A 23,081-nucleotide genomic window follows, 5' to 3' on the forward strand; every position below is an offset into this window, starting at 1 on the left:
AAAGATTAAATTAAGGAGAACTTTATGAAAATTGCATTCCTTGTTTATCGTGAAGTACATGACGAAAGAATTGAAGAATTGCTAAACAAAGCTGGCGTTGATTTTTATACTGAGTGGGAAAATGTTAAAGGCAAAGGACACGAAACTATGCCGCATCTTGGTTCCAGAACTTTTCCCGGATTTAACTGTGTTAGGATGATTGCATTTGAACATGAAGAGCAGTTGGAAAAAGTAATTGATATGGTGAAAGAATTGAATACAACAATAAAGATGAAAGATGATTATGTACGATTGTTCCAGATGCCGTTAGAAAGAATATTATAATAGAATTCTCTATCATTATTTATGCAAGTAATTGTGCTAAAGATAAATAAATTTACAAAGATTGGTAGTCCCGTTAGGGACTAAAAATTGTTAGACAATAAATTTAACAACAGTAAGTAGTCCCATAGGGACGAAATATTGCATACAACAATGAGCAACACCTATACACAAATTCATATTCAAATAATTTTTGCTGTTCAATACCGAAGGGCAATTATTGATGGTATATGGAAGGATGAATTGTACAAATACATTACAGGAATTATTCAAGCACAAAAACACAAATTAGTTATAATTAATGGAGTCGCAGACCATGTTCATATACTAATCGGTTATAGACCTCATCAATCATTATCTGATTTGCTTCAGGATATAAAAGGTAGTTCATCAAAATGGATTAATGAAAGCAAGTTTACACACTCAAAATTTGCGTGGCAGGAAGGATATGGAGCATTCTCATATAGTCATTCACATTTATCTAAAGTAATCAATTACATAAAGAATCAAGAACAGCACCATAAAAAAATAACCTTTACCGAAGAGTATAAATCGTGGCTTAAAGCCTATAACGTTGAATTTGATGAACGATACATTTTAAGAGAACCTGAATAATAATATTTCGTCCCTGACGGGACTTTACTATTGTTGTTTTGAAAGATTTTTACCAATATTGGATCCCTCTGGGACCAGTGATTCTAAATATTTTCTAGTAAATAAAGGTAGGACTTCATTGCATTAACAAAGAAGTAATGAAGAAAGGGTAAACTAGATGAGAGCAATTATTCTGTTATTGATTTTTCTTACTTCAACATGTTTTTCTATTCCCTCAAATAAAGATTCTAAAAATTGTTTTAGAGTGATGACTTATAATATCCGGTATGCCGGGGATAAAATTTCTGATGGTACAAATGCCTGGGATAATAGAAAGGAATTTGTAAGTAAAACAATAAGATTCCACAAAGCTGATATAGTTGGTCTTCAGGAAGCGCTCAAGATACAACTTGATGATTTTAATAAACTTCTTCCAGAGTACATCCAAATTGGAGTTGGACGAGATGATGGAAAAGAAAAAGGGGAGTTTTCTGCTGTGCTGATACGAAAAGATCGGTTTAAGATTTTAACCCAATCAACTTTTTGGTTATCAGAAACACCGGATCAACCATCCAAAGGCTGGGATGCCGCATTCCCTAGAATTGTAACCTGGGCAAAACTTCTTGATAGCCAAACAAAAAAAATATTTTTTCTGTTTAATACTCACTTCGATCATATGGGTGAAGCGGCAAAGAAAAGCAGCGCAACTTTGATATTAAAAAAGATATCAGAAATTGCACCTGGTTTTCCGGTAGTTGTTACCGGCGATTTTAATTCACTTAAAGATTCTGATCCGTATAAAATTCTAACCGAATCTAAAGGCAAAGATTCAAAGCATGAATTATTTGATTCTCAATTCATTTCGCAAAACGGGCATTACGGTGGCTACGTTAGCTTTAATGGATTCCAGGACACATTGGAAGTGAACAACAAGATTGATTACATTTTTGTTAATAAGAAAATAAATGTTTATCAGCACGGTATAATTGGAGAAAAAATTGATGGGCGTTATCCATCAGATCATATGCCGGTTGTAGCGGATCTTTATATTAAGTAAATCATCATGCTATAAGAATAAATATTTTTCTAAATCATTCTCTAACTCTTGTTCTTAATCTTGCTCTTGTTCTCTCTCTTGCTCTTGTGATGAAGTGGAACAAACGCGCCCATTACAAATGTTATAAGTGTGGTTAAGCAAGCAAACAAATTTAAAATACAAAACACAAACAAATAAGATAAAATTATGAGACATACAATTTTAGGCGCTGGTGGTTCAATAGGAAACGCACTAGCATATGAATTATTAAAAACTAAAGATGATAACATTCGTCTTGTTTCGCGGAGCAACTATACAATACCAGGAACGGATTCGTTTAAGGCAGATATTACTTCCTATGAAGAAACTTTGAATAGCGTTAAAAACTCCGATATAGTTTATTTAAGTGCAGGTCTTCAGTATGATACAAAAGTATGGACAGAATTGTGGTATAAGATTATGCAAAACACAATAGATGCCTGTAAAAAAGTTGGAGCTAAATTGATCTTTTTTGACAACGTTTATATGTACGGTAAAGTAAATGGTAAAATGACTGAAACCACACCATATAATCCCTGCAGTAGAAAGGGCGAAATAAGAGCAAAACTTGCAACTATGTTGGAAGACGAGTTTAAGAAAAAAAATATAAATGCTATTATTGCAAGAGCGGCAGATTTTTACGGTCCATATGCAACAAAATCCAGTGTACCATACGTATTAGCAATTGATAAATTAATGAATGGAAAAAGTGCGCAATGGTTAGTTGATGTTAATAAACCGCATTCATTTAGCTATACAATAGATTGTGCAAAAGGACTAAAGTTACTCTCAAAAAGTGATGAATCATTTAATCAAATTTGGCATTTACCAACATACAATCCTGCACTAGATGGGAAAACATTTATCAACCTGATTGCCAAAGAATTAGGTGTTGCTCCAAATTATTCTGTTCTAAAAAAATGGATGATAAAAGCTGTTGGTTTCTTTAACAAAACTTTATCAGAAATTTATGAAATGCTTTACCAGAGTGAGTTTGAGTATTATTTTGATTCAACAAAGTTCAACAATTTTTTCAATTATAAACCAATATCTTACGCTGAAGGAATTCACGAGACAATTGAGTTTATAAAAAAAAATAAATGAAGACCATTAACAGATTATAAAAACCGTAAGGATTCATTCGATTTACAGTGAAGTTTTACACCTGAAGACTTAAAGTTACTTGAATTATGTCGCAACGACCTTTCCTAAATTTTGGGGGTACTGTATTATTGAATAACAAAGTATTATAGTGAATTGTCTGAAAAGCTATTTCAATTTATATATACAATAATTAAGTTTGTTACGTAAAATCAATTTTTCTATGAAACAAGCAGATATTGATGCCCTGATTATAATGCCTAAGCTTATTTCTTCTTCTACTAAAGGGAAGTTCAAGCTTATAAATAGAAGTAGAAGAATTAATCTTGAAGCGATTTCTGAAGATGAAAAAAATTCATTTGAAATATTTATAAGGCAAAGTGAAAAATTTGAAGAACGTTTTTCCATAGGCTTAATGTTAATTCCACCGGAGGAGGATAATATAATATTAGTAAGATATAATGGAGTACATGGAGAGCATAAAAATTTATTTACTGACAGAAAAGTCTATTACTCTTTTCATAAACATTATGCTACTGAAGAAGCAATATTGCAAGAAATTAAACCAGAACATACGGCAAAAGAATCTAATTACGTACATTTTAAAGGAGCCTTGATAAAGTTCTTCGAAGAATTAAATTTTATCAATTATAAAGATTATTTAAAAATTTTTGAAATAGAATACGAGGATCCTGACCAAACGAATTTATTTGGAATACAATGAATGAAGTAAACGAAATAAGGAAAATACTAACAAGTCAATTTTCGGATTTGTTTGATATTAAATTAATAAGACCTAATATTTACCAGGTAATGCTTCCTTTCTATTATCCCGATGGCGATATATACGAGATTTTTATTGAGAAAAATAATGGCAATTATATAGTTCAGGATTATGGTTTGTCTTTAATGAAATTATCATATGACACTGAAACAGAAACGGATTCAAAAAAAGATTTGATAAAAAAAATAATATCAGAAAATCAGGTAAAATATGATTCAGGGAATATTTATCTGCCTTCTGAACAGGATTCACTGATTCCTAATCTATTGGCAATTATAGATACTATTACAAAAATTACATCGCTTAATGTGTTAAATAGAAAACTCATTAGAAATGTATTTTATGAATTATTGGAATCATTTCTGTCAGAAAAATTTAAAGATTACGGTTTTGAAAGAAAATTTATTCCTGATGCAGTCCCTTTTGCTTCTGATTATTTAGCACCCCATGCAATAACCAAAACTAAATTGAACACACCTATTTGTATATTTCCTATTGCTTCCAATGATAGATGTGACCAGGTTACAATTACTGTACAGCATTATTTATTGAGCAATTATCATCCTTTGTTAATTGGGATATATGAGAACATGGAAGATATTTTTCCTAAAAAGAGTTCAAAAGTAACTAATCTTTTAGACAAACAATTTTCTTACCTGGATAAAAACGAAGAATTTATTAGCAGCTATTTGGTTGAACGAATTAACTGACCATTATACTTTTTCACTTGGTTGTCATGAACTATAAGAATTTCCGAGAATTCATTTCCCTAACTTTTGCCAAAGCCTGAATGGTAATCTTGTTGACATCAATTTTTCAATTCACTATGTTTCAAACAAAATACTACTCTAATTACTTAGATAATTACTGTTCTTGCAAAAAAAAATATTCTAATATTTCGGAAAATAATTATGCTTTTATAAAAAATAACACGGATTTTAAAAATAAATGTTAATCGCTATAAATGAAAGTGGAGATAGAACCAAACCATATAAAAAAGGTATTGGACTATGCCCTATTTGTATGGATAAAGTTCAGGCCGTATGTGGACCAATAAACAAGCATCATTGGCGTCATGCACCTAATCCCCGTTGTGATCCTTGGCAGGAACATGAAACAGAATGGCATAGGCGATGGAAAAGCGAATTCCCAGAAGATTGGCAAGAAATTATAATAAACAAAAATGGAGAAAAACATAGAGCTGATATAAAAACCACGAATGAATTGGTAGTAGAATTCCAGAATTCTTCAATTTCAGCTGATATAATAAAAGAAAGGGAAACCTTTTATGAGAAAATAATTTGGCTAATAAATGCAAATAATTTCAAGGATAATTTTAAATTTGGGATGAAGGCACCTCAAGATTTGGTTGAAAATTCCTGTCTCCGAATTATAAATGAGAATTTAAAAAAAGAGAAAGAAGAGATTGATTCACTCAAATCGAAAATTCAAGAGAAAAATATTGAGTATTTGCATTATGTTGATACAATTAAAAATATTGTTTCTATTTACCAAGATCTCTTGAATAGGAAATGTGATTATCATTATCCATTCCCTTCAAGTAATAAATTATTCAATGAGTTGAAGGGAATCCGACAAAAGCAGGCTAAAGTGTATACTGAGCTCGAAGATTTAAAATTAAAAAAGAAAACATTTCTAAATTATGAAAAGTGCCCAAAATATGAGTATAAAGATTATAGTATAATATCATTTGCAGATATAAATAAATTGAATTTCAGAAAATGTAAAGTAATTGAATCCTCTACAATACATGAATTATTTCCAATGGTTTATGACTTGAATAGTGAAAATGATTTTCAATATTTTAAGAGTCATCCTAATAAATATAAGTTAATTATAAATCTTACTGATAGTATTAGAAACATTGATGAAAAGATGGAAGTCAATGAAAATGAAATGGAAATATTAAACAGTATCAAGGACAATATTAAAAAGGAAATATATAATTCTCTTTCAAGTTGGTTAATAAAAAAAAAGAAGAACTTGAAGAAGAGTTAAAAAAGATAGAATGGAAATTATCATATCTTGAATCAGAAAATTCAAAACAGCAAACAATTTATGATAAGAAACGTGTTTTACTAAAAAATAAACTTATTCGACATGACGGCTTATATAAATACTATTGGAATTATAAAAGAAAATCGTGGGAAGAATCAAGTAAGAATTTATATTTCGATTTTGGTGGTTGTATCTTTGAAATACTAAATGATAGTTTCTTAAGAAAAATTACAAAGGATGAGTTTATAAAAGAAATAATGAGTTTTGAATGTCAGTAGTTCATGCTCTATTTGTATTTTAGAAAGTTTTGGCAGTTCAGTGCATTGGTAAGGTTGCAATAATGAATTAAGATACTTTTGTAATTCCAAACTGCGCATACCTGCAAACCGTTGCTAGAAATTATACGAACAATAAACATTTATGAAAAATTTACTTTTAACTCTTTCACTTGCATTACTTGCAAGTACCCTTTTTGCACAGACAGAGAAAGCTGTTTACAAATCCGTTGCAGATAAATTAGAATACTTTTATAATACTGAAAAGTATGACAGTGTGTTTGCTTTGTTTTCAAGTGAGATGCAAAATTTCTTGCCTCTTAACAAAACAATCGATTTTTTAACCGGCTTAAAATCGCAGGCAGGAAAAATTACAAAGCGGCAGTTCGTGAAGTATGTAAACGGAACATATGCTTCTTACAAGACAAATTTTGAAAGAGCTTTATATGCTGTAAATATTTCAGTTGATAATAATTCAAAAATTAATGGATTATTTGTAAAACCTTTTACAGAAGACAATTTGCCAAAGATTGATCGTAACTCAACCAAATTAACACTTCCATTCAAAGGTGAGTGGACAGTTATTTGGGGTGGCGATACAAAAGAATTAAATTACCACATTGAAAGTCCCGCACAGAAAAATGCTTTCGACTTTGTAATCACTGATATTAAAGGAAATTCCTTTAAGACAGATGGTAAAACGAATGAAGATTATTATGCTTTTGGTAAAGAGTTAATAGCACCCTGCGATGGAGAAATAGTTTTAGTTGTTGATGGCGTCAAGGACAACATACCAGGGAACCTGAATCCAGTTTATCTTCCGGGAAATACCGTTATTATAAAAACTATGAATAACGAATATTTGTTCTTTGCACATTTCAAGCAGCATTCAATTAAAGTTACCGAAGGACAAAAAGTTAAACAGGGAATGGTTTTGGGACTCTGTGGCAATTCAGGAAACTCATCTGAGCCACATTTGCATTTTCACATTCAGAACGTAGAAGATATGAATGTTGCAACAGGTGTTAAATGTTTCTTTGATAAGTTAATTGTAAACGGACAGACAAAAACAGATTATTCACCAATTAAAAAAGACAAAATTAAAAGCGAATAAAAACATGGTAATTCTTTCGGTTATAATTTAATCTAATATTTTTTTCACGTTCTATTTTTCCCCTGTAAGTTTAAGCAGTACAATTTTTAAAGGGATGGATTGGGTATACGAAGTATCTTTTGTAACAAGCTTAAATATGACTATTTATAAAACCTTATTGACTTAAACCAATCCGTTTGTTAAGTTGAAAGCAAAATTTTACTTTCCTTGTTTTGAAAAAAGAAATTATAATTACTACGGAATCAAAGTTGAACGGTGAGGAGTTAGAAAAACTCGAGTAAAGATATTTGATAATTAAAGTTTCCGCTTTACACCTAATCAAGGATTTTTGACCTTGATAGATATAGATAACATTAATGGCACGAGCTATTCCTGCTGGGACAAAAAGATCAAAGCTTTTGGGAGGATGGGATGAAAAAAATATTTTTAACAGTCTTTTTTCTATCGATAACCATAGTATGCTATTCACAAGAAACAATTAACCTTCATAAACCGAAAGAAAATCCTTTTAAATATGAGTGGGAACAATTCGATCTGCTCTTTGATTCAAGTTATGTTCACACCTGGTTGGAAAACGGTTGGATAAATATTGAACAAATCAGTAAGTCGAATAAACTTATTTGGCGAACAGTTCTTGCAAAAGGAGATCTACAAAACAAACCAATAATAATAAAAAGCAAAACCCTTATAGAAATAAATGATGCTACTAAAAAATATTTTATAAGAGCTGAAGCATCAATCAATCGAATTCCTTTTATAGTTTTGCGTGGATTAATACAAGATGACATTTCAGAGAATGAGGGATTTGATCCTACCGAATATAACTTAAATTTTGTTTATTCAAAGGTTATTAACGAAGAAAAGGGTTTCCAAGAATGGGAATATGCTGGTTGGAAATATATTGGATTCGGAAAAAATGACAATCCAAAGACAAACGGAATTTTCAGGCTTGACCACTATAATTATACAGATGAAACCGATTTTAGGTCAGGCTTAAGTAATAATAGTGTGTTTATTTGGGAAGACAAACATTTCTATTATGATAAAGGATTTTTATATGCCGAGCTTCTTTCTGACGCCTATGTAAATAGTACAGCATCGTTAGAAGAGTGCCCTAATTTTACGATTGAGAAATGGTACAATAGTGATAAAGGAATAACAAAAAATGAATTGAAAGGTAAGCTTTCTATTGTTTATTTTTGGCGTGCAAACTGTTGGATTACGACTTATCCACTCGTAAAATTGAATTATTTACATGAAAAATACAGTAAAGACGGATTGCGAGTAATTGGTATCCACGAAAATAAACGAAAAGACCTACTTGAAAAATATCTTCTTGAGAATCCGGATATCATTTTTCCTATTGGTTTCGATTCCGGAAAAACAAAGGTAGATTTCGAAGTTGATTCATCCCCATTTTTTTTTATTATAGATGGTAAAGGGAAGATAATTAAAATGCTAAAGTTCATTCCATCAGAAGAACAGGTTAAAAAGCTATTATTCAATTTAGATAAATAAAACAATAACCTGTCTTGTAAGTTCACTAACGGTAATTTTTATGCATAACATCATAAAATCATTCCTTAGTTGGCAAGGACCGTACCTTACCAGAAGTCTAAACTCAGAATGAGAAAAAAATAATTACTCTACATTTATTTATGAAAGATAATAATCTTCAACTTTCCTTAATCGCAGCAGATTTAAAATTGTAGTTGCAACATTAGACAATCCCGGATTTTGAACCTTCGCTTTAAAACGCTTTTAGTTTTTATCCCGGCTTAATCCAATATCTTTTTTACACGCCCAACTTCACCAGTTTCTAAACGGACTTTTATTCCATGCGGATGTTTTGAGGAATTGGTTAGAATATTTCTTACATAGCCTTCCGTCAGTTCACCTGAGCGCTGATCTGCCTTTAGCACAATTGCCACGTGTAAGTCGGTCTTTATATCACCTCGTTTTATTCCTTCCATAATCATACTCCAAATAAGAATCGGTGAATCGACGAAACGGTGATCCCCGTTTCTCCGTTTCACCCATTCCCCGATTCTACTTTTTATTACTCCACGCTTTGGTATACCATTTCCTTTTATTTTGCTTTGTAGTGCCGGGTGCATCACTTTTTTTAATTTTATTTCTTTCGGGCGGAGCTTTATTTACAATTGGTTTAGGTTTTTCATTACCGGTTTCAATCATAACATAAGGATGATCTTTAATAACAGGAATTGGAATCCCGATAAGTTTGTTTATATCCTTCAGGTATGCTTTTTCATCTGCATCGCATAATGAAAGTGCAATTCCGCTTAATCCCGCTCTGCCCGTGCGCCCGATACGGTGGATATAAGTTTCGGATATGTTTGGTATCTCAAAATTTATTACGTGGGAAAGTTCATCAATATCAATTCCCCGTGCAGCTATATCTGTTGCTACAAGCACCCTGGTTTGTTTCGTTTTAAAATTATTCAAAGCACGCTGCCGGGCATTCTGCGATTTATTTCCATGAATAACTTCCGCGTGGATTTTTGCTTTGATTAAAAACTTGGCAACATTATCAGCGCCGTGTTTGGTTCGTGTAAAAACAAGTGCGGAATCAATTGTTTTATCTTTTAACAGGTGAATGAGCAGATTTCTCTTATCCTGCTTACTTACAAAATATACTGCCTGCTTTATCGCTTCAACTGTTGGCGATTCTGGTGTTACCTCAATTTTAACCGGGTCTGTTAAAATAGTGCGCGCCAGTTTTACAATTTCCGGTGGCATAGTTGCAGAAAAAAACAACGATTGCCTTTTTACGGGCAACTTAGAAATTATTTTTTTTACATCGTGTATAAAACCCATATCCAGCATACGGTCAGCTTCATCAAGCACAAACAATTTAATATGCTTTAGACTGATATAGTTTTGATTCATCAGATCCAGAAGCCTGCCTGGTGTAGCGATAAGTATATCCACGCCATCTCTCAATTTATCGGTCTGATTTTTTTGCGGCACTCCGCCAAATATAACCAGGTTCTTAAGCCCGGTATGTTTTCCGTAAGCAGAAAAGCTTTCTCCAATCTGAACCGCAAGTTCCCTTGTTGGAGTAAGAATAAGGGAATTTATATTTTTCTTTGTATTCCATTCAGCTTTTTCAGCATAAAGAATTTGCAGGATTGGAACAGCAAAGGCTGCTGTTTTACCTGTTCCCGTTTGTGCACAGCCAAGCAAGTCTCTTCTTTCCATAATAACAGGAATTGCCTGAAGTTGAATTGGTGTGGGCACAGTATATCCTTCAGTTGCCAATGCTTTTTGTATAGGTTTTATAAGATTTAGTTTTTCGAATGACATTAATTAGTTTTTCCTTTTTAAGACCAGACTGATAAAATTTTTTGTATTCTGAAACAGCGGTCAAATGATTGATTATTTTATTAAGAATAGCACTATTGGTTTTTGAGGAAGCATATTTTTAATAACTACACATTAAAAGTATGGTAATTATACTATATCTCAAAGTGCCTTTCTTTAGCCGGTTAAATCCACTTTACAATAACATAACTGATGATTTAACGATAAAACCTATTTTAATTCTTCACAGGATTTATTAAGTTTGTAAAGAATTTCTAATTCAAATTAATTTGGGGTTCATCATGAAAAGATGTAGAAAATATCTATTAGATTTCTTCACTGCTTTTAGTTTTATGTTTGCTTTAATTGCCTGCGAAGTATCCGATAATGAAAAAGAAACTCCGGAAGAAATAGTTGATATTAGCCATTTTAATGTTGAAAATTTTCGCAGGGTTGATGGTTCTACTTCAAACATTCCAATGATGACCGTAATTGCCTGCGAAATATTCAAGTTATCTTATAATTGGTACGATGCCGGTGATGGTACAATGGTGCCTATCGCTTTACACGATACTGCAAAAACAAAAGAAGTAGATTTTGTGAGAAGTATACATTTTGCTAAAAGTATAAGAGCATTTAACAGACTTATATTCGACAGCACAGATGTAATTCTTGTGGCAAATGCTCCTTCGGCAGACCAGCTTCAGACTGCTGCCAGCCAGGGTGTAAGCTTTACAGTTGCACCAATTGCTTTAGATGGAATTGTATTTCTGGTCAATGCGGCTAATCTATTAGATAATCTTACTTCTGACCAAATTATTGGAATTTATACTGGTGAAATAAAAAACTGGAAAGAAGTTGGTGGTAATGATGCAGCAATAAATCCATATATAAGAAATCCAAATTCAGGCAGCCAGGTGTTAATGGAAGAACTTGTTATGAAAAACCGCTTGATGATTTATGCTGAACAAATGATTTTAATGGATATGATGGGATTGATAAATCAAATTATTGCGGATCCAAATGGTATTGGATACTCAGTTTATTTTTACAGTTCAACTATGGTTCCGCGTAATGATATAAAAAGAATTTCTGTTAATGGTGTTAAACCTGGTACAGCAACAATCAATAGCGGAGCATACAAATATACTGCACCTGTTTACGCCATTATTAGATCTAACCTAAATAAAAATTCCAATGCCTACCTTTTCTGGAAATGGCTGCAAACTAATGCTGGACAAATTGCAGTTGCAAAAAGCGGGTATGTTTCTTACAGTGGTAAAAACTAAATGGGAGAAAACAATTGAAAACAAAAATCATTTTATTTCTAATATTGGCAGCTACTATTGCAGCGCAGGATAACAAAACTGAAGTAGCCAGTATGCGAAATAAGCAATCATTACTTTTCAGCATAAATGAATTCCGGTTGGAGTCATTTAATGGCGGATTCGGTTTTAAATTTTGGGCATTAGATGATTTTGCTTTGCTGGGAAAAATAAATTATTCGTATTCCAAAGCTGAAAGAGATAAAACCGCAAAATTGACAGGCAATATTGATGAGAATATGTCTTATGGTGCTTCAATTGGAATTGAAAAGCATATAAGTATGGCGAAAAATATTTCGCCTTATATTGGAGTAAGTTTTACTGCCGGGTTTGAAGACAAAAATGAAAAAGTAAATTCAGCTAACTATCTTGGTGCTATTTATACCAACGAGCAGAAAACTTTATCCAAATCAATATCTGTTAATTTAAGTTTTGGAGTTGAATATTTCTTAACGGAAAGTGTTTCTCTTGCAGGGCAGTACAATTTTGGGGCAGTTTTTAATTCAGGAGAAGAAGAATACAAAACACCATACAGCGCAACTAAAATGGATGTGTCAGATTTTAAGATAGGAATCTCATCGGGAGCATTAATTGTAGCAGTGTATTTTTAAAAGAAGGAATACCAAACAATTTTTTTAGATTTTATTTTCTTTCCATTATAAATCATCCATTACACCTCAACCATCACACCATCGGTTGCCTGATGATTGTCTTTAACTTTTCCGGTGTGCTTTTCCTTGGGTCACTTAAATAAATCTCGTGGTGCTTTTGTTTTTCTCCACTAAATTTACCTCCATTGGATTTAATAAATTCGTGCAGGCTTTTTATTGTTGGTTCTTCTGCTGCATAAGGACCAATATGCATTATCTGCGCGCACTTTCCTTCATTGAATTTTTCAAATCTTATTTTGGACAAGGCTGGAAGAGTTTTTTTCTTTTCTACTTCTTTTATTGCTTTCTCAACCATTTCTTTAGTTACCAACTCAGGCTGCATAATCATAGATGTCCACTTCCACAGGTTTTTATTTGCACTGCTGAATTGATTCATATCATCCATCCACCACAAACCTTCAAGCGGTAAAACTCCATAATCAATTGCCAAAGCAGATTTCTTGATTGAAAATTTAATTGTATATGAAACCGTATAAAGCGCTTCAATCGAATCCTTATAATCCTGCGAAGTATTTGGGTCTCCTTCACCATCGATCATAAAAAAATTCATAGCTGGCACTTCAACAATCTCTGGTGCTTTTGATGAAGCATTATAATATTTTTTCAGTTCTTTCTTGAAATCAATTTTTTGCATGTCTATTTCCTTTTAAATTTTTATTCCTCATTGATAAAGAGAACCAACTCTTAAATGGTTTAAACCAGGCAGTACAGCCAAAAAGAAAACCAGCAACACACACATTCATTATTGTCAACATTTTTTAAAGTGGTTTTACAGGTAAACAAATTGCCATATCATATTTATTTTCAGGATTCTTATCCGCACTTCCGTAGTATATTTCATAACAATATTGATTATCCGGCTGATATCCGCTTGTAGGGAGCCAATCCTTAAAAACAGAATCGTATGCTGCCTTTATCTCTTCTTCTTTTATTTTGAATCTGAAGACAGCGGAGTTAGTTTCCGGAATATCAATTATATTGATTTCACCCTGGGCAGCAACTTCTTGCGGAACAGTTATGCAGGCATAATAGCGGCATTTATTTTCTGGAGTTATTTCCGGATCATCAAGAGAAATTCCGACGAACAGGGAATCTTGGTTTATGTAACCTCTCGGTCCCGCCCAACGGCAAAGTTTATCATACGCATCGGTTATACCTTTATTATAACCTTTAAGATGAGCAACGTATGCTAAATGAAGTGCCGGCATTTTTTTAATTTCTGGTTTCACTATTTCCTTCAATAAATTAATCTGTGTAGTTAAATTATTTACAGAAGAAAAATACTTTTCATTTTGGAGTTTATCTTTTCTATTCTTGCTAACTGTTTTACTATTCTTGCTATTATCAGAAGAAATATTTTTGTAACCATTTTCTTTCCATTTAGTTGCGCTTAATCCAAAGTGTTCTTTAAATGCACGCGCAAATGAAGCAGATGAAGAGAATCCACAGTTAAATGCTATTTCTGTAATTGACAGGTTTGGAAATAAGGTCAAGTAATTTGCTGCCTTTTCAATTCGCAATCTTTTTACAAAATCACCCGGAGTTTCTCCAATAATTGAATTAAAGATTCTATGAAAATGGAATTGCGAGAAGCAGGCTGCATTAGCAAGCACTTCAAGTGAAAGATCTTTGTTTAGGTTATCATCAATAAATTTAATAACCCGGTTTATTCTTGCTTTATATTCAGCTAAAGAAATTTCTTGCTTTGTTTTCATTTATTGGTTTAGTAAAAGTCCAAAAATTTTATTTCGCACCTTTCTTAAGCAGATATTCGGAATACTTCTTATCAGTACCCATAACATGCTGGGATATCCAGTCTTTAAGAAAGTGGAGCATCTCGATTGAGGTCATACCGCTTGATAGATTAAACTTGTCTTGAAATTCAATTACTTTAGCAACAAAAATATTGTGCTCTTTTTTGTGCCCCAGGTAAGTGGGATAGTTATACGTTTGAAGATAATTTTCTTCAGTTGAAAAATGGAAAGTTGTGTATTCGAAAAGTTCAGTTATAATTTGTGATAGAATATTTTTTGCTTTCCCAATCTTCATCGCATCGTGTAAGTTGTTTAATATTTCAAATAGTTTTTTATGCTGTTCATCAATAGAACTGATTCCAACACTGTATTCTTCATTCCAAATTAGATATGCCATAACTGTTTCTCCAAAAAAAATATATTAAAGCTGAATAAGAAATTTGTCCTGCATCTTATTTTTCAAAGCAATGAGGTTTATTAACCAATCCTTAAATAAAAAATCGTAATTATAATTCGCCAATATCTTCATTCCAAAGTTTGGGATTGGATTGAATGAAATCCAACATCAACTTTTTGCATTCATCTAAATCAAGATCAATCACCTCAACGCTATGTTCCTCTAGAAAATTTTTTGAACCAGGGAAAGTTTTTGATTCGCCAGCATAAACTTTTTTTATCCCAAATTGTACAATGGCACCTCCGCACAGATAGCAGGGCATAAGTGTGGAATAAAGGATTGTATCTTTATAACTGCCGATCCTTCCGGCATTTCTTAAACAATCAATTTCTGCATGAATAATTGGATCATTTTCCTGAACACGTTTATTATGTCCGCTTCCAATTATTTTATTGTCTTTTACCAAAACCGATCCAATTGGAATTCCGCCTTGCTTTAACCCAAGTTTAGCTTCTTCTATTGCTGCTTGCATAAAAATATCCATCAATTATCTCCAGAATATTCTTGAAATAGTTTGTTTGAAAAATACAAAAAGGAATATTTTCATTCTTTCATTCCGGGTTTTGAACAACAATATTATTTAAGAATAAAATCAATTATAAAAACAATTGTTGCAATATACATTAAAAGATGAACATCTTTGGCTTTTCCAACAAGCAATTTGATTACTGTGTATGATATAAAACCAATTCCAATTCCATTTGATATACTGAAAGTAAGTGGAATAGTAATTAAAGTTAAAAAAGCCGGGAATCCTTCTTCGAAAGAATTAAAATTTATTTCCAGAATTATAGACATCATTAGGAATCCGACTATTATTAACGCAGGTGCAATTGCCTGAATTGGAACTATACCAATTAGAGGTGCAATAAATATTGCTAAAATAAAAAATATTCCCGTTACAACAGAAGTTAAACCGGTTCTACCACCCGCTGTAACTCCTGAAACGCTTTCAATGTATGTAGTTGCTGAACTGGAGCAGAAAAATCCACCCAATACAGCAGCAAGTGAATCTATTAATAAAACATTTTTTAACCTTGGTATCTTTCCTTTTGCATCCAGAAAATTTGCTGCACCCGCAATTAATATAACTGTTCCCATTGTGTCAAAAAAATCACTTATAAGAAATGAAAAAATAGGTACAGCATAATTCCATTTTAATGCTCCAAGAATATCCAGATGTCCGATGGTTGAAAAAGCTCCCTGACTGAAATCTGTGAAGATGATTTTGGGTAAAGAAGTAATTGCTGTTCCGTCAGCGTTTTTAAAAATCATTCCGATTAAAGAAGTTAAAATAATTCCATATAAAAGTGCGCCTTTTATTTTTTTCACTATTAGCAAGGCGGTAATAAAAATGCCGATTGTAGCTACTAAAACTCCGGCGCTCTTTATATTTCCAAGCGCAACGAAAGTAACAGGATGACCAGTTACAATACCGGCATCTTTCAATCCGATAAAAACAATAAACAATCCAATGCCTACACCAATTGCTTTTTTTAAATTCATTGGAATTGCATCCATAATTGCTTCGCGGAAATTAGTTAATACAAGGATGGCAATTATGATTCCTTCAATGAAAATCATTCCCATTCCAACCTGCCACGGAACTTTCATTCCGATAACTACACCATAAACCAGGAAGGCATTTAACCCCATTCCGGCTGCCAGTGCAAATGGATAATTTGTAAAAACACCTATCATTATTGTTACAATTGCCGCCACCAGGCAGGTGGAAACTACAGTTGGCTCAAATGGTAAACCCGCATCTTTAAGAATATTTGGATTAACAAAAATAATATAAGCCATCGTCATAAAAGTTGTGGCACCAGCTAAAACTTCTGTTTTAAAGTTAGTGTTATGTTCTTTTAACTTAAAAAATTTTTCCAGCATTATTGCCCCTCCGGGATTCCTTTCAGCAAAAATTATGTTAATAGAAAAATATTGCGTGGGTAATTTAATTATTTGATTCTGCTAACTCAAATAAAAACTGGTTGTATAAAGTCGAAAATAATATTTCTGGAAGATGAACTTGGTTGCAAAATTCTGTGCTTACAATATATAGAAGGACATAATTATTATTGTATATTTAATCGTCAGGTTGATTGAAAATAGTCCAAATAGGAAGAATTAAATAAAACGGGGCAATGCATTAAACTACTCTTAAAAATTTTAGCAATTCGAGGATTAGAAAGATAGAGACAATAATGATTATTATGAATAGTAATCCTCTCTTAAATTTTTCATTTCTTTTCCGTTTTTTATAACCCGGTTCATTTTTAAAGCTTCGCTGATAGTCGCCTTGCTTAATATTCCATTCATCTAACTTCTTGTTACGATTCATTTAATACCTGTTTAGTTTTAGTAACTGAGAAGCTAACTACTTTTTCGGTCTTCTCAATCTGATGATTGTTATTTCATCAACACCAATTTTTTAGTAATGTGGATTTTCCCAGCAGTCATCTGGTAAATGTAAACGCCAATTGGATAGCCAGTTGCATCCCATAAAAATTTATGGCGACCTGCCGGAACAACATTATCTATCAGGGTCTCAATTTTAATTCCGTTTGAATCAAAGATTTCTATTTTTACTTGCCCTTCTTTTTTTACATCGGCGATTATTGTTGTTCTTGGATAAAAAGAATTGGGAAAATTATAATAGAGTCCATAACCGGTTGATTTTTCAGGGAAAATATTTGCTGGATTAGAACAAATTAGTTTGTAAATTTTTCCATCATACGAACAAACATAAATCTCATCATTTTTATCTGTACCGAAAGATGAAATATTTTTTTTGCTATTGATAAGTAATTGGTTTGCAGTTTGGCTAATACCAGTATAATCTAATGCCCATATTTTACCAGACACATAATCGCCATAAATGTATTTCCCATATAAATCTATTATTGAAGAACCACGGTACACGTAACCACCTGTTATAGAATAACCACCGCTGTCATTGTGACCGTATTCCCAAACCGGTAATACTATATCAGAAGTATCGCAATTATTTGCCGGGTTATAACAATGATTTCCTTCCATCGTTCTCCAGCCATAAAATTTTCCTTTCTTTATGATATCAACTTCTTCCCATTTGTCCTGCCCAACATCTGCTGCCCAAAGCCATCCAGAAACAAAATCAAAACTAAAGCGCCAGGGATTGCGTAATCCTAAAGCCCAAATTTCTTCGCGGAAACTTCGGGTATTATTTAAAAATGGATTATCCTTTGGAATAGAATAATTTCTTCCACCACTGGATTTATCAATATTAATGCGAAGCATTTTGCCTAACAGTACTGAAGTATTTTGAGCATTGTTTTGAGGATCTCCATAGGAACCACCATCACCCATTCCTATATACAAAAATCCATCCGGTCCAAATGCAAGTTGTCCACCATTATGGTTTTCAAAAGGTTGTTTTACTTCAAGAATTTTTAATTCTGTATTCTTATCAACTACATCAGGGTTGTTTTTATCCACTGAGAATCGCGCGATTATAGTTCTTAGCGGAGCCGGCGCAGTATAATTAACATAGATGTACTCGTTGCTTTTAAAGTTAGGATGAAAAGCCAATCCCAGTAATCCCATCTCGCCGCCACTTTTCACCTTATCTTTTATATCCAGAAATATTTTTTTAGTGTTGACTGATGGACTGTTTTCTAAAACGTATATTAACCCTTCCTGCGTTACAATAAAAACTCTATTTGTACCATCCCGTGCATCCTGAAAACCTAGTGGTTGATTGAAAGTTAGTTTGGGAAAAGCATTTTGCAATTTGTACTGGGCAAAAAATGCATTAGCATTAACGAGAGTTAAAAGTATAAAAATTATTTTAATCATCAATGATTTTATTTATTAATAAAAATATTCCAGAATTTGTGGTTTAATTAACCACTCCTTGCTGCTGAATCTGAAATTATAACTTGTGAATGAGCAGAATAAAATTATTTCTTAAGGGAATTATTAACAATTTTATCAACCAGTAGTCTTATTGCTTTAATATGTTGTGGTCCGGTACCGCAGCATCCTCCAATTATATTTACGCGCTCATTCAATAAATATTCTACTTTAGCTGAAATTAATTCAGGAGTTTCTTTATAAACATTTATTCCATTTATCAATTCAGGAATACCGGCATTAGCCTGGGCAAGTATTGGTAATGAAGTTAAAGATCTCATCGCTTTTACAACTTCAATCATTTCATCAAAACCCCGCCCGCAGTTCGATCCAATAATATCTGCTCCTGCGCTTGTCAATCTTTCCACCGCTGTTGTAATATCAACACCCCACATTGTTCGTAAACCAGACTGACCTGCTTCAAACGTCATTGTTGCGGCAACCGGTAAATTAGTTTTTTCTTTAGCAGCTTTTACAGCAATTTCTGCTTCCTCTATTGCCATCATCGTTTCAATAAAAATAATATCAACTCCGCCTTCTGCAAGTGCTTCTAATTGTTCAGCAAAAATATCATAAGCTTTATCCAGACTCAAATCACCGAGTGGCTCCAGAATATTACCAGTAGGACCAACAGAACCAGCAACAAATTTTCCTGGTGGGCAAACTATTTTTGCATTTTCTGCTGCCAATTTTGCAAGTTCGCTAATACGGTTCTCTAATTGATGCATTGCAAGTCTTGCCCTGCTGCCACCAAAGGAATTCGTTTCTACTATGTTTGAGCCGGCATCAAAGTAATCTTTGTGAATTGCCCGGATCAGTTCGGGATCCGTTGCGTTTAACAATTCAGGACAGGTACCGGGTTTCATTCCCCGTTTTTGAAGTTCTGTACCCATTGCGCCATCAGATACAAGTATGATCCCTGATGAAAGTAATTCTAAAATATTCTTTGACATAAATTTTTTCTTTTTTTAATCTGGAAACAATATAGAAATTATCAATTAATCTTTCAATCAAACTTATTAAAATTTCAATTGGATTAAATGATCTGTTACCGTACTATTCTTTTAACGAATTTAACCAACTCATTATTTCCAATTTCCCGTTTTATTTGTGAAGGTAGTTTTCTAATAAACCATTTCATATTCCAATTAATTTCTTTTCCAGCTTTAACAATTTGAAAAGGTCCTTGTGCTTCAATTTCAAGGTAAGGATAATCTGGACTAACATATAAAGGTATTTCACCTTCACCTTGAGCCTGATTTTCCGGTAGAACGTCTCCCCATTTTTTTATGAATATGAATTCATCAACCGTGTAAGCAAACCAGCCATCGGAGCCGTCAGCAACACTTAGTTTATGATTTGATTCCTTTTTATTTTCACTTTTATACCATAATAAATTATTAATCTCTTCGTAAGGAATTGGATCAAAATTTTTTACCTTTGGCTCTGTTAATCCTTTTGGAAAAAATGCAATGCCGCCTTTGGGCATCCTGGTAATTTCCCAGGGAGAAATTTTTGTATCCTTACCGGAAGGATTGATAATTGTATATTTGATTTGTATTGAAGTGTCTGCTTCTGAAATTGAAAATTCTTTTGTAAACTGTAATGCAAGTACAGTATCAACTTTACTTTTAAGCAATATTGTCTTTGATGATGAAATTACTTCATACGGTGCTTGATCCAAAGTAAATGGAGGCGGCCAATTCCAAATGCTCTGCGGTGCGGGCCAAAAAGTAGAACCATAATTTAATTGATGAACTTCTTTCCCAACCAGAAATTCCTTTGCATCTAATTTTATTGATGTAATTCTTCCACCAATAAGTGGATTAACAACAAGTTGTAAATTCGCAAACTTTAACAGATAAGTATTATCATTTTGCTTAATTATTGAAGTTTTGTTTTTCTCAAGACTTATGATCTGGCTGTTAAGGAAAATGCAAACTAAAAAAACAGTTGACATAGTCTTCATTATTACGCTCAATTTAATTTCCTAAAATTTTTTTCAAACCAGCGTCATCTACTTTTAGCTGACCGACTTTTATAAGTCTTGGAGTTAGGATTTTCCAGTTATTGTTTTTGGCAAAAACTTTTTTAAAAATTGGAATAGCTTTATCCAGTAATCCATTATTGGTTAAAGTAACCGCATGCCAAAATTGCATTTCTTCATTTTGTGGAAACATTTTTTCAGCAGTGGAATATTCCTGCATGGCTAATTCCATATTTCCTTTTTCGGTAGCCAAATCGCCGGCGTTCATGTGTTCATATGCTCGGAATACTTTTAATGTTCTTTTTATTTCTTTTATAGGTTCCGGATTATCTTCAACGTGCAGGTCAATCAATTTATCCTCCCACGCCTTTCCGCTTGATTTCCCTTTAAAAACTAATATTGCTGCGGATTGTTTTCCTCTAATATCACCACCAGCTTTTTGCCCCGCTTCTAAAGCAGCAATCATTCTTTCAGCAAGCTGATCTTTTGATTCCTGAAAAGCCTTTGCCATCGCGGGCCAAACTTTATCGCTCGCCATTAAATTTGCCTGTACAGAAAAATTATTGCCAACAATATGTCCAGCATCTGGAATGCAATTTTTCCCGGTGTATGCAGCTACTCTTCCTTTTGCATCCAATATAGCAAGCTGGCGTACATCTCTTCCTTCATCTTCTTCAATCAATTTATCAACAGCTTCCTTTGGAGATAACCCTTGTTTTAATAGTTCAAGCCCGCGGATTCCGAAGGATGGATTTACAAATGATTGAGTGGCAACAACTCCAACACCTGCTTCGCCCCAGGTAACAACCGCACCAACATTAAACCAATGAGATTGTACGGCAATTCCAATCTCCCCGGTAATTGAATCCCTTGCAACAATAGAAAATGTGTGCGCTAATGGATTTGATCCAAAAAAAGTTTGTGCGCTATTAATGGTAGTGAGAATAAAAATTATTCCTAAAATTAATTTAATTCTTGATTTCATTTTTCTTCTCCATAGTTAATGAATTGAAATTGTCTTAAAAGTTGAATTCCTAATGTCATTCTAAAGTAAACTTGAATTCAAGTTTCAATATTTAAGTGGGTTTCCACTTTTGTGTGAATGACAACCTAAAAAAACGTTTGAGACATCCTTAAAATATTTATTTCTCTGCTTTCTTCACTTCCAGCTGTTTGTCTTGGCTTAAATCAGCATCAAAAAATTCTTTAGTTGATGGAAGAGAAACCAAAATATTCTGCTTCTGATCAATTGAAATATTTCCTTCAACCAGGTTGCAATCCAATAAATGTCCACCGCACTTTTTATCTTCGGATAAGAAGTGAAAATGGTAACCAGGAACATTAAATCCGTTTGCATAAGTTGGAACTCTAAATCCTATCAATGTGCCTTTCAGATTCTTGAATTCGAATACTGCTTGATTCTTGGTTACTTCAATTAGTTTTGGATACGGTTTAGATTGACCCGGAACGCTCCGTGTTTTAACATAAGCAAAATTTCCTGTTACCTTAAATGCGTAAAACAAATTTTTTGATGGAATACTTTTATCGATTTCCTCTTCAATTTTTTTAAGATCAATTTCTTTTACCGCAAAAGAATTATCTGCTTTGAAAAAAGTTACGACAGAAAATGGAGTTTGCATTTTCCCATCAACGGGATAGATCTTTCCATCTGCTTTTACCTGGTAAATTATTCCATCAAGCTCAATCATTTCTCCATCTACCGAATTAAATGTGCCTAAGCCAAAATCACCATGCTTTTTAAGCTCAGCAAAAGATACTGGTCCATCAAACACACCTTCCATCAGCGCATTGATTGTGGAGGTTTGATAAATAATATCCAACTTATCCTGCGAATAGGTAATTGCATAAATTGATAGAATGGAAATCAGTAAATATTTTTTCATCTTTATCCTTAAAATAGTTTTTGTGGTTATTCCAAATCCAACTTGAATCTCAATCTTAAAACTCCATCACTAAAATCTGTAGAGATGATTTTAAAACCACCAATTTCACTTGTTGTCTTTACGTGCTGACCGCTGCAAGGACATTTATCATAATCACCAATCTTGATGATTCTTATTGTCTCACCAGCATCTTCCGGCAACTTTGATAAACTCACTTCTTTGTGTGCTTCTTCTCTTGTTAGAAAAGCTTCAACAACCGGCACATCAGCTTTTATAATTGAATTAACACGTGCTTCAATTTCGTTTTTTTCTTCATCAGTTAAATTATGGTCAAGCCGGTAATCGCACTTTGATTTTTTACTTTCGATATGAGCACGGAAAGACCTGCCGCAGTTATACATTCTTACCATCGTTTGATTCAATATGTGCTCTGCTGAATGCATACGAGGATCATATTCTTTTTTATTTTCTACCATAATTTG

The 23,081-nt window shown here is 33.0% G+C and carries 26 protein-coding genes; 12 read left to right on the top strand and 14 right to left on the bottom strand.

Features of this window, described 5'->3' with window-relative positions; genetic code table 11:
• Positions 1-24: 24 nt before the first annotated feature.
• From NTX22_12470 to NTX22_12515, 10 genes are all read left to right on the top strand, one after another.
• Positions 25-324 (top strand): hypothetical protein, encoded by a 300-nt coding sequence (locus NTX22_12470; GenBank protein MCX6151336.1) that lies wholly within the window; start codon positions 25-27, stop codon positions 322-324.
• A gap of 150 nt (positions 325-474) precedes the next feature.
• On the top strand, positions 475-936 hold the full coding sequence (gene tnpA / locus NTX22_12475; GenBank protein MCX6151337.1) for an IS200/IS605 family transposase: 462 nt from the start codon (positions 475-477) through the stop codon (positions 934-936).
• Between the two features lie 157 nt (positions 937-1,093).
• Entirely contained in the window at positions 1,094-1,972 is an 879-nt protein-coding gene (locus NTX22_12480) for an endonuclease/exonuclease/phosphatase family protein (protein MCX6151338.1), read from the top strand.
• Between the two features lie 186 nt (positions 1,973-2,158).
• Entirely contained in the window at positions 2,159-3,094 is a 936-nt protein-coding gene (locus NTX22_12485; GenBank protein ID MCX6151339.1) for an NAD-dependent epimerase/dehydratase family protein, read from the top strand.
• A gap of 220 nt (positions 3,095-3,314) precedes the next feature.
• The gene (locus NTX22_12490; GenBank protein MCX6151340.1) at positions 3,315-3,815 is read left to right on the top strand and encodes a hypothetical protein; all 501 of its coding nucleotides are present in this window, start codon (positions 3,315-3,317) and stop codon (positions 3,813-3,815) included.
• Positions 3,812-4,585 carry a DUF1828 domain-containing protein gene (locus NTX22_12495; GenBank protein ID MCX6151341.1) on the top strand — a complete coding sequence of 258 codons (774 nt, stop codon included), beginning with the start codon at positions 3,812-3,814 and terminating at the stop codon, positions 4,583-4,585. The genes NTX22_12490 and NTX22_12495 overlap by 4 nt, the downstream gene beginning before the upstream one ends.
• Before the next feature lie 238 nt (positions 4,586-4,823).
• A complete protein-coding gene (locus tag NTX22_12500; GenBank protein ID MCX6151342.1) occupies positions 4,824-5,894 on the top strand; it encodes a competence protein CoiA family protein in 1,071 nt (356 codons plus the stop codon).
• Positions 5,855-6,172: a hypothetical protein gene (locus NTX22_12505; GenBank protein ID MCX6151343.1), complete on the top strand. Its 318-nt coding sequence runs from the start codon at positions 5,855-5,857 to the stop codon at positions 6,170-6,172. Before NTX22_12500 ends, NTX22_12505 begins: the two co-directional genes overlap by 40 nt.
• Before the next feature lie 142 nt (positions 6,173-6,314).
• Positions 6,315-7,283, top strand: coding sequence for a peptidoglycan DD-metalloendopeptidase family protein (locus tag NTX22_12510; protein MCX6151344.1), 969 nt, complete (start codon positions 6,315-6,317; stop codon positions 7,281-7,283).
• A 411-nt stretch (positions 7,284-7,694) separates the two neighbouring features.
• Positions 7,695-8,801: a redoxin domain-containing protein gene (locus NTX22_12515; protein ID MCX6151345.1), complete on the top strand. Its 1,107-nt coding sequence runs from the start codon at positions 7,695-7,697 to the stop codon at positions 8,799-8,801.
• Between the two features lie 260 nt (positions 8,802-9,061).
• On the opposite strand, the gene NTX22_12520 is transcribed toward NTX22_12515, so the two are convergent.
• Complete coding sequence (locus tag NTX22_12520; GenBank protein MCX6151346.1) at positions 9,062-9,256, bottom strand: YwbE family protein; 195 nt, start codon at positions 9,254-9,256, stop codon at positions 9,062-9,064.
• Between the two features lie 76 nt (positions 9,257-9,332).
• A complete protein-coding gene (locus NTX22_12525; GenBank protein MCX6151347.1) occupies positions 9,333-10,610 on the bottom strand; it encodes a DEAD/DEAH box helicase in 1,278 nt (425 codons plus the stop codon).
• 299 nt (positions 10,611-10,909) lie between these two features.
• Between NTX22_12525 and NTX22_12530 the strand changes: the two genes are divergently transcribed.
• Entirely contained in the window at positions 10,910-11,896 is a 987-nt protein-coding gene (locus NTX22_12530; GenBank protein MCX6151348.1) for a substrate-binding domain-containing protein, read from the top strand.
• Between the two features lie 14 nt (positions 11,897-11,910).
• A complete protein-coding gene (locus NTX22_12535; protein MCX6151349.1) occupies positions 11,911-12,543 on the top strand; it encodes a hypothetical protein in 633 nt (210 codons plus the stop codon).
• 73 nt (positions 12,544-12,616) lie between these two features.
• Here the strand turns inward: NTX22_12535 and NTX22_12540 are convergent, their stop codons facing one another.
• The 12 genes from NTX22_12540 to NTX22_12595 all read right to left on the bottom strand — a co-directional run bounded on the left by NTX22_12540 (position 12,617) and on the right by NTX22_12595 (position 23,075).
• Positions 12,617-13,237, bottom strand: a complete 621-nt coding sequence (locus NTX22_12540; GenBank protein MCX6151350.1) for a GyrI-like domain-containing protein — start codon at positions 13,235-13,237, stop codon at positions 12,617-12,619.
• A 124-nt stretch (positions 13,238-13,361) separates the two neighbouring features.
• On the bottom strand, positions 13,362-14,318 hold the full coding sequence (locus tag NTX22_12545) for an AraC family transcriptional regulator (GenBank protein ID MCX6151351.1): 957 nt from the start codon (positions 14,316-14,318) through the stop codon (positions 13,362-13,364).
• A 28-nt stretch (positions 14,319-14,346) separates the two neighbouring features.
• Positions 14,347-14,754, bottom strand: a complete 408-nt coding sequence (locus NTX22_12550) for a bacteriohemerythrin (protein ID MCX6151352.1) — start codon at positions 14,752-14,754, stop codon at positions 14,347-14,349.
• 109 nt (positions 14,755-14,863) lie between these two features.
• A complete protein-coding gene (locus NTX22_12555) occupies positions 14,864-15,298 on the bottom strand; it encodes a nucleoside deaminase (GenBank protein ID MCX6151353.1) in 435 nt (144 codons plus the stop codon).
• Positions 15,299-15,390: 92 nt separating this feature from the next.
• Positions 15,391-16,704, bottom strand: coding sequence for an NCS2 family permease (locus NTX22_12560; protein ID MCX6151354.1), 1,314 nt, complete (start codon positions 16,702-16,704; stop codon positions 15,391-15,393).
• A gap of 259 nt (positions 16,705-16,963) precedes the next feature.
• On the bottom strand, positions 16,964-17,155 hold the full coding sequence (locus tag NTX22_12565) for a hypothetical protein (protein MCX6151355.1): 192 nt from the start codon (positions 17,153-17,155) through the stop codon (positions 16,964-16,966).
• Between the two features lie 68 nt (positions 17,156-17,223).
• Positions 17,224-18,651: a PQQ-dependent sugar dehydrogenase gene (locus tag NTX22_12570; protein MCX6151356.1), complete on the bottom strand. Its 1,428-nt coding sequence runs from the start codon at positions 18,649-18,651 to the stop codon at positions 17,224-17,226.
• 104 nt (positions 18,652-18,755) lie between these two features.
• Positions 18,756-19,661, bottom strand: a complete 906-nt coding sequence (locus NTX22_12575; GenBank protein ID MCX6151357.1) for a homocysteine S-methyltransferase family protein — start codon at positions 19,659-19,661, stop codon at positions 18,756-18,758.
• Between the two features lie 95 nt (positions 19,662-19,756).
• On the bottom strand, positions 19,757-20,689 hold the full coding sequence (locus tag NTX22_12580; protein ID MCX6151358.1) for a hypothetical protein: 933 nt from the start codon (positions 20,687-20,689) through the stop codon (positions 19,757-19,759).
• 1 nt (position 20,690) lies between these two features.
• The gene (locus tag NTX22_12585; GenBank protein ID MCX6151359.1) at positions 20,691-21,680 is read right to left on the bottom strand and encodes a DUF1028 domain-containing protein; all 990 of its coding nucleotides are present in this window, start codon (positions 21,678-21,680) and stop codon (positions 20,691-20,693) included.
• 157 nt (positions 21,681-21,837) lie between these two features.
• The gene (budA, locus tag NTX22_12590) at positions 21,838-22,599 is read right to left on the bottom strand and encodes an acetolactate decarboxylase (GenBank protein MCX6151360.1); all 762 of its coding nucleotides are present in this window, start codon (positions 22,597-22,599) and stop codon (positions 21,838-21,840) included.
• A 26-nt stretch (positions 22,600-22,625) separates the two neighbouring features.
• A complete protein-coding gene (locus NTX22_12595; protein MCX6151361.1) occupies positions 22,626-23,075 on the bottom strand; it encodes a hypothetical protein in 450 nt (149 codons plus the stop codon).
• Positions 23,076-23,081 lie beyond the last annotated feature (6 nt).

The organism is Ignavibacteriales bacterium (assembly GCA_026390815.1).
Classification (GTDB): domain Bacteria; phylum Bacteroidota; class Ignavibacteria; order Ignavibacteriales; family SURF-24; genus JAPLFH01.